The following is a 15585-nucleotide window of genomic DNA, read 5'->3' on the forward strand; positions in this document are numbered from 1 at the left end:
CCCTTCGACCAGGGCGCGGCACGCTGATGCCGCGCCCGAGGCGTCTATGCCAAAAGAACAGCAGCCGGACGAGCCGCACCCGGCCGGAGCCGCGCAGCCGCCGGTACAAGAGCCGCAGCCATCGGCAACCGGGCCGCAGCCGGCGACGGAGACCGGGCGGTCCGCCGCGCAGCCGCCGGCCGCCCAGCCCAAGCGCAAGGGCGCCGGGCGCAACCTGCCGGCCGCCATCGGTGTCGGTGTCGCCCTCGGCGGTGCGGTGCTCGCGTCGCTCTTCGTGTGGATCCCGGCGTTCCTCGCCCTGGTCGTGGCCGCCGTCATCGTCGGCATCTGGGAGATGGCCCGGGCCGTCGGCGTGCACAAGGCCCGCCCGCCGCTGGTCCCGCTGCTCGCCGGCGGGCCGTGCATGGTGGTGCTGGCCTGGTTCGGCGGCGCCGACGTCCTGCCCCTCGGCCTGCTCGCGACGCTGCTGGTGATGCTCGTGTGGCGCTTCGCCGGCGGCGCCCGCGACTATCAGCGCGACGTCACCGCCGGTGCGCTGATCGCGGTGTACGTGCCGTTCCTCGGCGCGTTCGCGGCCCTGCTCGCGCACCCTGGCAAGGGCGTGTCCGACGGCGCGGTCCGCGTCCTGGTGACGATCCTCGCCGTCGTGCTGTCCGACACAGGCGGATATGCGACAGGTGTCTTTCTTGGCAAGCACCCGATGGCGCCGTCGGTCAGCCCGGCCAAGTCGTGGGAGGGCTTCGCCGGGTCGATCGTGTGGACGGGCGCCGGGAGCGCGGTGGCGCTGCCGCTGCTGCTGTCCGGCGCCGTCTGGTGGCACGGCGCGATCTTCGGCATCGCCGTGTCGATCGCCTCGGTGCTCGGCGACCTGGGCGAGTCGCTGATCAAGCGGGACCTGGGCGTCAAGGACATGAGCAACCTGCTGCCCGGTCACGGCGGGCTCATGGACCGGCTCGACTCGGTCCTGCTCGCCCTGCCGACCGCATATGCCGTCCTGGCGTTCCTGGTACCCCCGTCCTAGTGCCCTTGGCCAGCGGTACTGAAGATCACGCGACTCGGCATGGGACACTTGAAGACGTCATGACACAGCTCCCCGTTTTGAACCTGTCATCCACCGCGACCGGCACGACCAGTGACGGCCGCCGTGCGACCATGCCACCACGGCACCTGGCCGACCTCGATCTCGCCGGGCGTCGTGCCGCCGTCGCCGAGCTGGGCGAGCAGGCGTTCCGGGCCGGGCAGGTGTCGGCGCACTACTTCGGCCGTCTCATCCGCGACCCCGACGGCATGACGGATCTTCCCGCGCGCAGTCGCGACGCGATCACCACCGCGCTCCTGCCGAAGCTGTTGCATCCGGTGCGGGAGATGGCCACCGACGACGGAGCCACCCGCAAGACGTTGTGGCGCCTTCACGACGGCGCCCTCGTCGAGAGCGTCCTCATGGGATATCCAGACCGGGTGACGGTGTGCGTGTCGAGCCAGGCGGGCTGCGGGATGGCGTGTCCGTTCTGCGCCACCGGCCAGGCCGGCCTGACCCGCAACCTGTCCACGGCGGAGATCGTCGACCAGGTCGTCTGGTTCGCCGGGCTGGCCGCCCGCGGGGTCCTGCCCGGCAGCCCCGACCGGCTGTCGCGGGTCGTGTTCATGGGCATGGGCGAGCCCCTGGCCAACTACAACCGGGTCGTCGCCGCGGTCCGCCGGCTCACCGATCCCGCGCCCGAAGGGCTCGGGCTGTCCCAGCGGCACATCACGGTGTCCACCGTCGGACTGGTGCCGGCCATGCGGCGGTTGACGCAGGAGGGGCTGTCGGTGACGCTTGCGCTGTCGTTGCACGCACCCGATGATGATCTGCGCGACACGCTCGTGCCGGTCAACCAACGCTGGAAGGTCGCCGAAGTGCTTGATGCCGCGTGGGAGTATGCGGCTCGCACTGGTCGGCGCGTGTCCATTGAGTACGCAATGATCCGGGATGTGAACGACCACCCGTGGCGGGCCGATTTGCTCGGTCGGCTCTTGTCCGGCCGTCTCGCGCATGTCAATCTCATCCCGCTCAATCCGACACCCGGCAGTAAGTGGGACGCTAGTCCTAAGCCGGTGGAGCGAGAGTTCGTCCGGCGCCTGCGGGCCGCCGGTGTCGCGACCACGGTGCGTGACACCCGTGGCCGAGAGATCGACGGGGCCTGCGGGCAGCTTGCCGCCTCGAACGGTGGCAAGGTGGGAGAGCGTGAAACAGGCTTGCTAGCACGGCGAGCGAACGAGGAGACACAGTGAGTCAGGGTCAGCGGTTCCGGCGCCGTGCGCTGCGGCGAGGATACAAGGTCGACGAGGTCGACTCGTTCCTCGACCGGGTCGAGGCCACCCTCTCCGGTGACCCGATGGGCGCGCCGGTGAGCGCACAGGAGGTCCACGACGTGGTCTTCCGCGTGCGCTTCGGCGGCTACGACGAATGGCAGGTCGACCTGCACCTCGACCGGGTGGAGCGCCAGCTGGCCGAGCTGGAGGAGCGCGGCGGCGGTGGCTTCGGCCGGGCGCTGGACTCCCGCAGCGGCGAGGTGCGCATGGCGCCGGAGCGGATGCCCGAGCGCATGGGCCCGCCGCCCATGGAGCGCATGCAGCCCGAGCGGATGGGTCCGCCGCCGATGGAGCGGATGCAGCCGGAGCGCATGGGTCCGCCGCCGATGGAGCGGATGCAGCCCGAGCGGATGGGTCCGCCGCCGATGGGTCCGCCGCCGATGGCGCCGCCGCCCCTGCCGCCGCGGCCCGCGCCCGCCCCCGCCGGCCCGCCGCCCCGCGACCAGAACTACGGCCGGTATGACGAGCCCACCTACGGTGGCGCGTTCGACGACGACCGGGGCTACGAGGCGCCGCGCCAGCCGCGCGCCGACATGACCGCCGAGATCCGCATGGACCGCGACCGGCCCGAGCCGGCCACGTACGGTGGTGCGCCCGACCGCGACCCGTACGGCGGCGGCCCTGACCGGGACCCGTACGGCGACTCGTACGGTGGCCCGCCGCCTCCGCCGCCGGTGCAGCACCAGTCGACCGAGGTCGCCCGCATCGACCAGCTCCGTCGCACGTTCCAGCTGCGCCGCTTCGGCAGCGGCTACGACCGCGCGCAGGTCGACCGGCTGTTCGAGGGCGTCATGGCGTCACTGTCCGGCCGTGGCGGCCCGCTCACCGACGGTGACCTCGACCCGTCCCACTTCAACCTCGTGCCCGGCGGCTACTTCGAGGCGGAGGTCGACGCCGCCCTCAAAGAGGTCCGCGACATCGTGATCCGGCGCCGCTGACGCGGAGCCGACGAAAAGGCGCACCGGAGCTGTCCGGTGCGCCTTTCGCGTGTGTACGACCGCGCCTGCTGCTACCGCAGGCCGTTGCGGCGCAGCACCCAGTCGGCGACCAGCACCAGCACCAGGACACCGGCGCTCGCGATCAGCCAGATGTCCTCGACCCGGCCCTGGTGGTTGCCGACGATCATGCTCAGGATGAGCAGCGCGGTGACGGCGGCACCGATGCGGGCCGCCCGCGGGTGCCCCGGCTTGAGCTGGTCGGGAGAGGTCACGGGCTCGTGCTCGGCCACGGCGCGTCCTTTCGCTGCAGGTGTGCTTCGCGACAAAGTCTGGCATGCGGCACCCGGACCGACGGTTGCGGGTCGGTCGGGTAGCGTCGGTGCGGCACGCTCTTTGTGGCTTCAAGGGAGGAACGCGGTGCGGATCACCGGGACCGGACACGCCAGCCTGCGCATCGACACCGACGCCGGCAGCATCCTGTGCGACCCGTGGGTCAACCCGGCGTACTTCGCGTCGTGGTTCCCGTTCCCCGACAACTCCCTGCTCGACTGGGAGACCCTCGGCGACTGCGACTACCTCTACGTGTCGCACCTGCACCGGGACCACTTCGACGCCGAGCACCTCAAGCGCTTCGTGTCCAAGAAGGCGACCGTGCTGCTGCCGGAGTTCCCCACCTCGGAGATGCGCGACGAGCTGGAGGCGCTCGGCTTCACCAGGTTCCTGGAGACCAAGAGCGACCACGTCCACGAGCTCGACGGCGGCCTGAAGATCATGATCCAGGCGCTGACCTCACCGACCGACGGCCCGATCGGTGACTCCTCGCTGTGGGTCGAGTACGACGGCGTGCGCATCCTCAACCAGAACGACGCCCGCCCGACGGACCTCACCACGTACGCCGCGCTCGGTCACGTGCACGCGCACCTGCTGCAGTTCTCCGGCGCCATCTGGTACCCGATGGTCTACGACCTGCCGCAGGCGGCGAAGACGGCGTTCGGCAAGCAGAAGCGGGACCGCCAGTTCGACCGGACGTTCCGGTACATCGACGACCTCAAGGCCTCGCACGTGGTGCCCATCGCCGGCCCGCCGTGCTTCCTCGACGACGACCTGTGGCAGTTCAACGACATCTTCGGCGACGAGGGCAACATCTTCCCCGACCAGTGGGTGTTCCAGCAGGAGTACGCCAAGTACGGCGGCACCAACTCCACCGTCCTGCTGCCCGGTTCGGTGATGACCCTCACCACGGACTCGGCCGAGACGACCCACCCGGTCGACGTCGAGGAGTTCTTCGCGCACAAGCGCGAGCACCTGGAGGAGATGCGGGAGCGCAAGCGCCCCGTGATCGAGGCGGCCAAGGCGTCCTGGCGCCACCCCGAGGTCGATGTCCTCAAGGAGATGAAGGCGCGCATCGAGCCGCTGCTGGACGAGTCGGTGTACCTGGCGAAGGGCGTCGGCGGCCCGGTCCGCTTCGACCTCGTCGGCTACGACGGCACCTCCGTCGAGTCGATCGTCGTGGACTTCCCCGGCAAGCAGGTCCGCCCGTACGCCGACGAGAAGGTCCGCTACCGCTTCCGCACCGAGCGTGCGCTCATCGAGCACCTCCTGTTCATCGAGGAGGTCGACTGGGTCAACTCGCTGTTCCTGTCGTGCCGCTTCACCGCCACCCGCATCGGGCAGTACAACGAGTTCGTCTACTCGTTCTTCAAGTGCCTGTCGGAGGAGCGGCTGCAGTACGCCGAGGGCTGGTTCGCCGAGCAGAAGCCCGACGCCGAGGACATCAAGCTGGGCGACTGGATCACCCAGCGCCGCTGCCCGCACCTCAAGGCCGACCTGACCCGCTTCGGTGTCATCGAGGGCAACACGCTGACCTGCCAGCTGCACGGCTGGAAGTTCGACCTGCCCAGCGGCCGCTGCCTCACCAGCGTGGGCCACGAGCTGCGCTCCCGCCCCGCGGGCGCGGGAGAGGCGGCGCCGGCCGCACCGCCGGCCGCGGCTCCGGCTTCCTAGCGGCGGTTCCGCGCGTTCGCGCGCGGCGGTTCCGCGCGTTCGCGCGCGGCGGTTCCGCGCGTTCGCGCGCGGCGGTTCCGCGTGCTCCGGTCGGGGCGCGCGAAAGTGTCGTAGCTGGGCGGTAGCCTTCGTTCGTGTTGGAGAAGGTGCGGAAGCTGCTCGCCAAGGCGGAGGACCCGGCGTGCACCCGTGAGGAGGCCGAGGCGCTCACCGCCAAGGCCGCGGAGCTCATCGGCAAGTACGGCATCGACCAGGCCCTGCTCGCGGCCACCGAGGGTGAGCGCCCGCAGGCCGTCGGCAACCGGCTGGTCGAGCTCCAGCCGCCGTATCTGCGCGAGAAGGCCCACCTCCTGCACGTCGTCGCCACGTCGCTGCGGTGCCGGTCGGTGCGGCTGCAGCACCGTACGCGCGACGGCCTGCGCATCTCCATGCACCTGTTCGGCTTCGAGTCCGACGTGGCCGGCGTCGAGCTGCTCTTCGCGTCGCTGCTCGTCCAGGCCGCCCGCGGGGTGCTCACCGAGCCCGTCCCGCCGGGCGAGCAGGTCGCCGCCTGGCGCCGGTCGTGGCTGATCGGCTTCAGCTCGGCGGTCGCCCACCGCTTCGCCGAGGCCGACCGCCGCAGCCGCGCCGCCACCCCCGACCAGCCCGGCATGGCCCTGGTCCTGGCCGACCGCGGCCGGGCCGTCGACGTGGCGGTCGACGAGCAGTATCCGGACCTGCGCACCGCCCGCCCGCGACGCCTGACCGGCGGTGGCTTCGACGCGGGCAACGCGGCGGGGCAGCGCGCCGACCTCGGCAGCCCCCGGGTGCCGACGGCCGCCCGCCAGCCGTTACCCGGCTGACCCGCGGGCCGGCGCTGTCCGGCTGACCCGCCGGCCCGCCGCCGAAGCCGGGGGCGTGTCACGTGTCGGGCCGTCACGTGGTGTGCCGCTACACCCCGGGCGTCAAGCGCTGGGCGTCGCGTGCCTGGGTGTGGCGCGCCGGGCCGTCACCGCCGGGTGTCACGTGCCGGGCCGTCGCGCGCTGGGCCGTCGTGCGCTGGGCGGCCGTTGTCGGGCTGGGCCGTCTGCGCTGGGCAGCCGTCGTCAGGCCGGGCCGCCAGCGCCGGCTGGGAACGTGCCGGCCCGGCGTCACCCTGCCATGTGCAGGGCTGGGGATCCCGGGCGGCCGTTGTCAGGCTGGGCCGCCGGCGCCGGCTGGGAACGTGCCGGCCCGGTGTCACCCTGCCATGTGCAGGGCTGGGGATCCCGCGTGACCCTTGCGCGGACCCGCTGGCTCCTTGCGCAGACCCGCCGGCCCTTGCGCGGACCCGCTGGCTCCTGTCGGTGTGCCCGGTCGGGGGCGGCGGGCGTCAGCGGGGGGAGTTGAGCTGCTCGTGGGCGAAGGCCTGGGGGTCGGTGTCCGGTTCGCGGTCGAGCTGTTCGTCGACGGGGACCCACTGGTCGGCGACGACCGGTTCGGGGACGCCGACGCGCAGGGCCTCCAGCTGGGCGCCGAAGGCGATGCCGAAGAACAGGGCGACGCCCGTCAGGTTGGCCCACAGCAGCAGGGCCATGATGCCGGTCAGGGCGCCGTACGTGGCACCGAAGGCGTCGCTGCTGCTGACGTACACGGCGAGCAGGGCGCTGATCAGCCACCACAGGAGGGTGGACAGGGCGGCGCCGAAGAGGAGCCAGGAGAAGGCCGGCTGGCGGCGGCGGGGGGCGTAGTGGAAGATCGCGCCGACCGCGGTGATGACCAGGGCGAGGCTGACGGGCCAGCGCAGGACCTGCCAGACGGTGTCGAAGACGCCGCCCCACGGTGGGTAGTGGGCGCGGACCGAGCGGCCCAGGTCGCCGCCGGCGACGAGCATGAGGAAGCCGGTGAGGGCGGGCAGGCCGGCGCCGGCGGCGAGCAGGACGGCGCGGCCGTACTTGATGTGGGCGGGACGGTCGCGTTCGACGCCGTAGATGCGGTTGGCGCCGCGTTCGATCTGGGCCATCGCGGTGGTGAGGGCGAGGAGCCCGGTGAGCAGACCGGCGGTGAGGGCGAACTCGCCGATGTCCTCGGTGCGTTCGGTGTCGGCGAGCAGGTCGTGGACGAGCTGGTCACTGGCGCCGGGGGTGAGGGCGAGGACGGTGTCGGCGACCACCTCACCGCCCTCGGCGACACCGAGCTTGCTGACCAGACCGGTGAGGGCGATGAGGAACGGCACGATCGCCAGGCACAGCTGCAGGCCGAGGGCGCGCGAGTGGCTGAAGCCGTCGCCGTACCGGAAGCGCAGGAAGGCGTCGCGCAGCAGGCACCAGCCGCCGTGCCGGCGCAGCGCGTGCCAGGCGTCGTCGGCGGAGAGGTCGTCGCGGGCCATGAGGCGCGTCTCGGGGACCTGCCGGGTGCTGCTCACAGCGGTTGAATTCCCGTCGCGGCGAAACGGAAAACTTGCCTACCATCGAGGGGCACGGTGACGATGCGGACGTGCCGGCGCCTGACAAGCGCACGGCGGCGCGGCCGCGGAGCCGATGCGTCGAGGTCACGGCGGCGTGTCGTGGCGAAGGTGTGGTGGCACCGCGACCGGCCCCATCGCCCACACCTCCGGGGAGCGGAGTCCCTCAGGAGGTGCCATGCATCGCATTCTTTCCGACCAGCTGCCGCACCACGTCGGCGAGACCGTCACGGTCGCCGGCTGGGTCCATCGGCGGCGGATCCTTTCCAGCGTCGCGTTCGTGGTCGTGCGCGACCGCGCCGGGCTGCTGCAGGTGGTGTGCCGGGAGCCGGAGCCGCCGGGTGAGGAGCAGGTCGTCGAGGTCACCGGGCGGGTGGTCGCCAACGCCGCCGCGCCCGGCGGGGCGGAGCTGGTCGACCCGGTGTTCACGCTGCTCGGGCCGGCCGAGCCGCCGCCGGTGGAGCTGTTCCGGCCCGAGCTCAAGGCGTCGCTGCCGGCACTGCTCGACCACGCGGCGGTGACGCTGCGGCACCCGGCGCGCCGGCAGGTGTTCGCGGCGTCGGCGGCCGCGGTCGGCGCGTTCCGGGCGGCGCTGGACCGGCAGGGGTTCACCGAGGTGTTCACCCCCAAGATCGTGGGCACGGCGACGGAGAGCGGCGCCAACGTGTTCCGGCTGGACTACTTCGGCGGTCCGGCGTATCTCGCGCAGTCGCCGCAGTTCTACAAGCAGACGATGGTCGGGGTGTTCGAGCGGGTGTACGAGGTCGGCCCCGTCTTCCGCGCCGAGCCGCACGACACGTCGCGGCACCTGGCGACCTACACGTCGCTGGACGCGGAGCTCGGCTTCGTGCGGGACCACCGCGACGTCATGGCCGTGCTCACCGAGGTGGTGCGGGCGATGGTGGCGGCGGTGCGGCCGTTCGGCTACCGGGTCGACCTGCCGGTGGACGTACCGGTGCTGCACTTCCGCGACGCGCTGCGGCTGGCCGGCGCGCCCGAGGACGAGCCCGACCTGGCCCCGGAGCACGAGCGCGCGCTGGGGGAGTGGGCGGCGCGGGAGCACGGCTCGGACTTCGTGTACGTCGAGGGGTACCCGATGCGCAAGCGCCCCTTCTACACGCACCCGCAGCCGGACGAGCCGCGCTGGTCGAACTCGTTCGACCTGCTGTTCCGGGGCGTGGAGCTGGTCACCGGCGGGCAGCGCCTGCACCGGTACGCCGACTACCTGGCCGCGCTCGCCGAGCGGGGCATGGACGCCGGGCCGCTGCGGACGTACCTGGAGGCGTTCCGGCACGGCATGCCCCCGCACGGCGGGTTCGCGATCGGGCTGGAGCGGTTCGTGGCCCGGGTGACCGGCGCGGCGAACGTCCGCGAGACCACGCTCTTCCCGCGTGACCTGCACCGCCTGGCCCCGTAAATCGATTGCAGCCGTACAAATGATGATCTATAATTGGAACATGCGTACTAACGGGGATGGCATCTGGGATTCACCGCGATGACGGTCGGTCGCGGGGGTGCACCACTGTGTGCCCCCGCGGCATCGGCCACGCCCCTCGCGTGCGCGCCTGAGACAATGGACGGGTGACCCTCCGCGAGATCGTCCTGCTCGGCTCGACAGGGTCGATCGGCACGCAAGCGATCGACATCGTCCGGCGCAACCCTGACAAGTTCCGCGTGGTCGCCATCGGCGCCGGCGGCGGCAACGTGCGTCTCCTCGCCGAGCAGGCGCTGGAGCTCGGCGTCGACGCGGTCGGGGTGGCCAAGGCCACCGCCGCCCAGGACCTGCAGCTCGCCTTCTACAGCGAGGCCGCCCGCCGGGGCTGGGCCACCGGCGACTTCCGGCTGCCGAAGATCCTCGCCGGCCCCGACGCGATGACCGAGCTGGCGCAGTGGCCGTGTGACACGGTCCTCAACGGGGTCGTCGGTTCGCTCGGCCTGGCGCCGACCCTCGCCGCGCTGCGCGCCGGCCGCATCCTCGCCCTGGCCAACAAGGAGTCCCTGGTCGCCGGCGGTCCGCTGGTGCGGGCCGTCGCGAAGCCGGGCCAGATCGTCCCCGTCGACTCGGAGCACTCGGCGCTGGCGCAGGGGCTGCGCGGCGGGACGGCCCGGGAGGTCAGGCGCCTGGTGCTGACCGCGTCCGGCGGCGCGTTCCGCGGGCGGACCCGCGAGCAGCTCGTCGGGGTCACCCCGCAGGAGGCCCTCGCCCACCCGACCTGGGACATGGGGCCGGTCGTGACGATCAACAGCGCCACGCTGGTCAACAAGGGCCTCGAGGTGATCGAGACGCACGAGCTGTTCGGGGTGGCGTATCGCGACATCCACGTCATGGTGCACCCGCAGTCGGTGATCCACTCGTTGGTCGAGTTCCACGACGGCTCGACCCTCGCGCAGTGCAGCCCGCCCGACATGCGCCTGCCGATCGCGCTCGCCCTCGGCTGGCCCGACCGGGTCGCGGACGCCGCGCCCGGCGTGGACTGGACCACCGCGCACACGTGGGAGCTGCGCCCGCTCGACGAGGAGGCGTTCCCCGCGGTGGCCCTCGCGAAGGCGGCGGGTGAGGCCGGCCGGTGCCGCCCGGCGATCTACAACGCGGCGAACGAGGAGTGTGTCGCCGCGTTCACAGCGGGTGACCTTCCTTTCCTCGGCATCGTCGAGACGCTCGAGCAGGCGCTGACGGACGCACCGGACTTTGCCGAACCAGGTACCGTCGATGACGTGCTCGCCGCCGAATCCTGGGCGCGGGCCTATGCGCGCGAGCGGATCGCGGGCGGGAAAGGGGCCTGATGGCGTTCACGGTGGGGATCGTCCTGTTCGCAGTGGGGATCCTGTTCGCGGTGTGCCTGCACGAGGCGGGGCACATGCTGACCGCCAAATGGTTCGGCATGCGGGTGACCAAGTACTTCGCCGGGTTCGGGCCGACGATCTGGTCGTTCAAGCGCGGCGAGACCGAGTACGGCATCAAGGCCCTGCCGTTCGGCGGTTTCGTGAAGATCGTGGGGATGACGCCCCAGGAGGACGAGATCGACCCGACCACCGGCAAGTCCGGTGCGGACGACCCGCGGGCGATGTGGCGCTTCCCGGTGTGGAAGCGGACGATCGTGATGAGCGCGGGGTCGATCACCCACTTCGCGATCACGCTGATCACGCTGTGGGTGCTGTTCTCGTTCGTGGGCATCCCCGACCCCGAGACCAAGAACGACGAGCTGCCGGTCCGCGTCGGCCCGGTCGCGCAGTGCATCGCCACCACGTGGCAGTACGACGCCACCACCAAGGCGGCGAAGGCCTGCGACCCGGCGACCGACCCGAAGAGCCCGGCGGCGCAGCTCGGCCTGAAGTCCGGCGACATGATCACGTCCATCGCCGGCGTCGCCACGCCCAACTCGGGCACGCTGCGCGAGCAGCTCAAGAAGGTCACCAACCAGACGGTCCCGGTGACCTGGACGCGCGACGGCAAGGAGCTCAGCGGCACCGCCTTCATCCCCGAGGCGCAGCGGACCAAGCCCGGCGTCGTCAAGACCGCCGACAAGATCACCGCTGAGGACCTCGAGCAGGGCGGCCTGCTGGGCATCAGCATCGCCCCGCGGACCTCCGACATCCCGCACGTCTCCTACGGCCCGGTCGAGGGCGTCGACAAGACGTTCACGATCACCTGGTCGCTGGTCGAGCGCACGTTCGCCTCGTTCAAGGACATCCCGGAGAAGGTGCCCAACCTCTTCAAGGCGATCTTCGGCGAGCAGCGCGACCCCGAGACCCCGGTGAGCGTCGTCGGCGCCAGCCGCATCGGTGGTGAGCTGTTCGAGCTCGGCGACTGGGCCTCGCTGCTGCTGCTGTTCGCGAGCCTCAACCTGTTCTTCGGCATCTTCAACCTGTTCCCGCTGCTGCCGATGGACGGCGGCCACATCGCGATCGCCTGGTTCGAGCGCGTGCGGTCGTGGTTCGCGGCCAAGCTGGGCAAACCCGACCCAGGTCGGGTCGACTACTACAAGCTGGCGCCCATCACGCTCGGCGTGATAGGCATCCTCGGCGTCTTCGTCCTGCTGACGGTGACCGCCGACTTCGTGAACCCCATCACCCTGAAGTGAACCGGAAACAGGTGGCGCACTCCATGACCGCTGTCAGCCTCGGCCTGCCTACCGTCCCCCCGCCGGCGCTCGCGCCGCGCCGGAAGTCACGCCAGATCATGGTCGGCCCGGTGCCGGTCGGCGGCGGCGCGCCGGTGTCCGTGCAGTCGATGACGACCACCCTCACCGCGGACGTCAACAGCACGCTCCAGCAGATCGCCGAGCTCACCGCCTCGGGCTGCCAGATCGTGCGGGTCGCGGTGCCCAGCCAGGACGACGTCGAGGCGCTGCCGGCGATCGCGAAGAAGTCGCAGATCCCGGTCATCGCCGACATCCACTTCCAGCCGAAGTACGTCTTCGCGGCGATCGACGCCGGCTGCGCGGCGGTGCGGGTCAACCCCGGCAACATCCGCCAGTTCGACGACAAGGTCAAGGAGATCGCGAAGGCGGCGTCCGCGGCCGGCATCCCGATCCGCATCGGCGTCAACGCCGGCTCCCTGGACAAGCGCCTGCTGGAGAAGCACGGCAAGGCGACCGCCGAGGCGCTGGTCGAGTCGGCGCTGTGGGAGTGCTCCCTGTTCGAGGAGCACGACTTCCGCGACATCAAGATCTCGGTGAAGCACAACGACCCGGTGGTCATGATCCGGGCGTACCGGCAGCTGGCCGAGCAGTGCGACTACCCGCTGCACCTGGGTGTGACCGAGGCCGGCCCCGCGTTCCAGGGCACGATCAAGTCCTCCGTGGCGTTCGGCGCGCTGCTCGCCGAGGGCATCGGCGACACGATCCGGGTCTCGCTGTCCGCGCCGCCGGTCGAGGAGATCAAGGTCGGCAACGCCATCCTCGAGGCCCTCGGGCTGCGCGAGCGCGGGCTGGAGATCGTCTCGTGCCCGTCGTGCGGCCGGGCGCAGGTTGACGTGTACACCCTCGCCGAGCAGGTCACCGCCGCGCTCGACGGGTTCCCGGCGCCGCTGCGGGTCGCGGTCATGGGCTGCGTCGTCAACGGCCCCGGTGAGGCCCGCGAGGCGGACCTCGGCGTCGCGTCCGGCAACGGCAAGGGCCAGATCTTCGTCAAGGGCCAGGTCATCAAGACGGTGCCCGAGTCGCAGATCGTGGAGACCCTGGTCGAGGAGGCCCTGCGCCTCGCCGAGGAGATGGGCGTCGACCTGCCGGAGGAGCTGCGCGGCCTCGGCCCGTCCGTGACGGTGCACTGAAGCCCGCCACCGCGGCCGCACCGGCATCCGCCGCCGACGCCGCACCGCAACCCGCCGGCCGGGTGCCGGCGGGCGGCGGCCGTGGTGTGCCCGCCCGGGGAGCGGCAACGGGGACCCCTGAAGCGGACACGGGCACGACTGCGCCGGGTATGTGCGGCCGTCTCCGGCCGGACATGGCAGGCTTGTACGCATGCTGACGGCGGCGGCGAGGCTTCTCGGCGACGCCGAACGCGGTTCGGTCGAGCGCCTGCTCGACGGTGACCCGTTCGGCGGCGCCCAGGTGGCCGAGCGGATCTCGATGGCCGGGCTGGCCTGGTGGCGTCAGGACGCCCGGATCTTCGGGTACGGTTCGCGCCGTCACCTGGAGTCGCTGTGCTGGCTCGGCGCCAACCTCATCCCCGTCAACGCCTCACCCGCGGCCGTCTCGGCGTTCGCCGACATGGTCGCCGGCGAGCCCCGCGGCTGCTCGTCGATCGTCGGTTCCGCCGACGCGGTGCTCGGGCTGTGGAGCAGGCTGGCGTCGTCGTGGGGGCCTTCGCGGGACGTACGGCCGAACCAGCCACTGATGGCGACGTCCTCGCCGGCGCCCGTGCCCGCCGACCCCGGGGTGCGGCTCGTGCGGCCCGACGAGATCGACCTGCTGTTCCCGGCGGCCGTGGCCATGTACACCGAGGAGGTCGGCGTCTCACCGACCGCCGACGGCGGCGAGCGCTCCTACCGCGAGCGGGTCGGCGAGCTGGTCCGGGCCCGCCGGGCGTACGCCCGCGTGATCAACGGGCAGGTCGTCTTCAAGGCGGAGCTGGCCGTGATCACCAAGCACACCGCCCAGATCCAGGGCGTGTGGACGGCGCCGGAGTGGCGCGGCCGGGGGTTGGCCAGGGGCGGGATCGCCGCGATCGTGCGCGACGCGCTGCGGCGGGTGGCGCCATCGGTCAGCCTGTATGTCAACGACTACAACACCCCAGCTCGCGCCGTGTACGAGCGCTGCGGGTTCCAGCAGGTGGGCACCTTCGCCACGGTGCTGTTCTAAACCGGGATTTCCCGACAAAACGCCCCCCGCGTGCAGGATGATCAAGAGGCCACCCGGCTGAACAAAGGGAAGCTTCGCATGGGCCAGATCATCCGGCAGATATCGCCCAACACCACGCGCTACTACTGGTACCCGGGGGACAAGAAGGAGTGGCTCCGCGCCCTCGTCGCCTGCGGCGCCGGGGCCGCGGTGTTCGGGCTGACGTTCCTGCTGACCAGGAGCACCGTCGCCGCGACGGTGCTCGGCCTGTCCACCGCCGCCGGGTGCGCCTGCTTCAACCTCGGCCGCCGGGACACCCGCGCGCTCGACGCGCTCGACACCGCCACGATCACCCGCCGCGCCACCGTCGCCGCCTCCGGCCGGGCCACCTGGCGGGGGCTGGTCGAGGGGGCGGTGGTCGCGTTCGCGGTGCTCGCCGTCGCCCAGCTGCCGACCCGCGGCTTCATGGTGGACTGGCTGCTACCGCTCGTGCCGGCCCTCGCCGCCGGCATCGCCAGGCAGGGCGGGCTGCTCAGCGCCCGGCTGACCCACGAGTCGGCGAAGGCGTCCACGCTGCGGCCGGTGCTCAACCGCAACGCCCTCGCCGAGGGCGCCCGCCACTGACGCGCGACGGTGCCCGACCGCGCCGTCCTCGCCGAGGGCGCCCGCGACTGAACGCGCGGCGGCGCCCTCGCCGTGGGCGGGCACGGCGTCAGACCGCGTACGACGGCTGCCGGCGCAGCGAGCACAGCACCCACGCGCTGTGCGAGCCGGCCGCCGCCGTGTAGAAGATCACCTTCTGCCCGGCGTCGGCGATGTCGAGGACCTCGCAGTCGAAGACCAGCTCGCCGTGCACCGGGTGGGTGACCCGCTTGGTGGTGGCGCGCCGGACGGACACCCGGTGCTCGTCCCACCGGCGGACGAACTCGGGGCTGGCCGCCCGCAACCGGGCGACCAGCGACTGGATCCCCTCGTCCGCCGGGTACCGCACGGACGCGGCCCGCAGGTCGGCGACGCACTCGTCGGCGAACTCCGACAGGGAGGCGTCGAGCCCGGCCGGGCCGGCGAACAGGTTCCAGATCATGTTGCGCGACTCGGGCATCAGGACCGCCGGGTCGCCCATCAGGGCGACGGCCATCGGGTTCCAGGCGAGCAGCTCGTACTTCGCGTCGATCACGAACGCGGGGGTGTCGTCGAGCCGGTCGAGCAGGTGCCGGATGCCGGCCGAGACGTGCGGCGACGGCCCGGCCGCCGGCCCGGGCTGCTCGCCGGCGAGCTGGAACAGGTACGTGCGCTCGTCGTCGTGCAGGCGCAGCGCCCGGCCGAGGGCGCCGAGGACCTGCCGGGACGGCCGCGGGCCGCGGGCCTGCTCGAGCCGCGCGTAGTAGTCCACCGAGATGCCGGCGAGCCGGGCGACCTCCTCGCGGCGCAGGCCCGGGGTCCGGCGGCGGGACCCGCCGTCGATGCCGGCGTCGGCCGGGGCGACCCGCGCCCGGCGGCTCTTGAGGAAGTCGGCGAGCTGCACCCGGTCCATGGGTCCCATGCTGCCGGAACCGCCCGCGCGCAACCAGGGACCGCCGATCCGCTG

General features: G+C 72.2%; 14 protein-coding genes. 11 read left to right on the plus strand and 3 right to left on the minus strand.

The window, feature by feature from the left end; genetic code table 11:
• The first annotated feature begins 46 nt into the window (after window positions 1–46).
• Genes OP18_RS06615 through OP18_RS06625 form a run of 3 tightly spaced genes read left to right on the plus strand, consistent with a single transcriptional unit; the run spans window position 47 to window position 3290 of the window.
• The gene (locus OP18_RS06615; RefSeq protein ID WP_052386309.1) at window positions 47–1021 is read left to right on the plus strand and encodes a phosphatidate cytidylyltransferase; all 975 of its coding nucleotides are present in this window, start codon (window positions 47–49) and stop codon (window positions 1019–1021) included.
• Between the two features lie 59 nt (window positions 1022–1080).
• Entirely contained in the window at window positions 1081–2271 is a 1191-nt protein-coding gene (gene rlmN, locus OP18_RS06620; RefSeq protein ID WP_052386310.1) for a dual-specificity RNA methyltransferase RlmN, read from the plus strand.
• Window positions 2268–3290: a DivIVA domain-containing protein gene (locus OP18_RS06625; RefSeq protein ID WP_033357846.1), complete on the plus strand. Its 1023-nt coding sequence runs from the start codon at window positions 2268–2270 to the stop codon at window positions 3288–3290. Before rlmN ends, OP18_RS06625 begins: the two co-directional genes overlap by 4 nt.
• A 71-nt stretch (window positions 3291–3361) precedes the next feature.
• On the opposite strand, the gene OP18_RS06630 is transcribed toward OP18_RS06625, so the two are convergent.
• A complete protein-coding gene (locus OP18_RS06630) occupies window positions 3362–3580 on the minus strand; it encodes a DUF2631 domain-containing protein (RefSeq protein ID WP_052386311.1) in 219 nt (72 codons plus the stop codon).
• A gap of 133 nt (window positions 3581–3713) precedes the next feature.
• Between OP18_RS06630 and OP18_RS06635 the strand changes: the two genes are divergently transcribed.
• Entirely contained in the window at window positions 3714–5294 is a 1581-nt protein-coding gene (locus OP18_RS06635; protein ID WP_211273462.1) for a Rieske 2Fe-2S domain-containing protein, read from the plus strand.
• A gap of 134 nt (window positions 5295–5428) precedes the next feature.
• Entirely contained in the window at window positions 5429–6136 is a 708-nt protein-coding gene (locus OP18_RS06640) for a DUF2786 domain-containing protein (RefSeq protein ID WP_033357849.1), read from the plus strand.
• Between the two features lie 509 nt (window positions 6137–6645).
• On the opposite strand, the gene OP18_RS06645 is transcribed toward OP18_RS06640, so the two are convergent.
• Complete coding sequence (locus tag OP18_RS06645; protein WP_052386312.1) at window positions 6646–7677, minus strand: YihY/virulence factor BrkB family protein; 1032 nt, start codon at window positions 7675–7677, stop codon at window positions 6646–6648.
• A 217-nt stretch (window positions 7678–7894) separates the two neighbouring features.
• On the opposite strand from OP18_RS06645, the gene aspS reads away from it, so the two are divergent.
• From aspS to OP18_RS06675, 6 genes are all read left to right on the plus strand, one after another.
• The gene (gene aspS, locus OP18_RS06650) at window positions 7895–9133 is read left to right on the plus strand and encodes an aspartate--tRNA(Asn) ligase (protein WP_033357850.1); all 1239 of its coding nucleotides are present in this window, start codon (window positions 7895–7897) and stop codon (window positions 9131–9133) included.
• A 179-nt stretch (window positions 9134–9312) separates the two neighbouring features.
• On the plus strand, window positions 9313–10500 hold the full coding sequence (dxr, locus tag OP18_RS06655; RefSeq protein ID WP_033358044.1) for a 1-deoxy-D-xylulose-5-phosphate reductoisomerase: 1188 nt from the start codon (window positions 9313–9315) through the stop codon (window positions 10498–10500).
• Entirely contained in the window at window positions 10500–11798 is a 1299-nt protein-coding gene (locus OP18_RS06660) for a M50 family metallopeptidase (protein WP_033357851.1), read from the plus strand. Before dxr ends, OP18_RS06660 begins: the two co-directional genes overlap by 1 nt.
• A 23-nt stretch (window positions 11799–11821) precedes the next feature.
• Complete coding sequence (gene ispG / locus OP18_RS06665) at window positions 11822–12988, plus strand: flavodoxin-dependent (E)-4-hydroxy-3-methylbut-2-enyl-diphosphate synthase (protein WP_033358045.1); 1167 nt, start codon at window positions 11822–11824, stop codon at window positions 12986–12988.
• A 190-nt stretch (window positions 12989–13178) separates the two neighbouring features.
• The gene (locus tag OP18_RS06670) at window positions 13179–14018 is read left to right on the plus strand and encodes a GNAT family N-acetyltransferase (RefSeq protein WP_033357852.1); all 840 of its coding nucleotides are present in this window, start codon (window positions 13179–13181) and stop codon (window positions 14016–14018) included.
• 78 nt (window positions 14019–14096) lie between these two features.
• Window positions 14097–14621 carry a hypothetical protein gene (locus OP18_RS06675; protein ID WP_052386313.1) on the plus strand — a complete coding sequence of 175 codons (525 nt, stop codon included), beginning with the start codon at window positions 14097–14099 and terminating at the stop codon, window positions 14619–14621.
• 88 nt (window positions 14622–14709) lie between these two features.
• On the opposite strand, the gene OP18_RS06680 is transcribed toward OP18_RS06675, so the two are convergent.
• Window positions 14710–15531 carry a helix-turn-helix transcriptional regulator gene (locus tag OP18_RS06680; protein ID WP_033357853.1) on the minus strand — a complete coding sequence of 274 codons (822 nt, stop codon included), beginning with the start codon at window positions 15529–15531 and terminating at the stop codon, window positions 14710–14712.
• Between the last annotated feature and the right edge of the window lie 54 nt (window positions 15532–15585).

Source organism: Dactylosporangium aurantiacum, from assembly GCF_000716715.1.
Taxonomy (GTDB): Bacteria; Actinomycetota; Actinomycetes; order Mycobacteriales; family Micromonosporaceae; genus Dactylosporangium; species Dactylosporangium aurantiacum.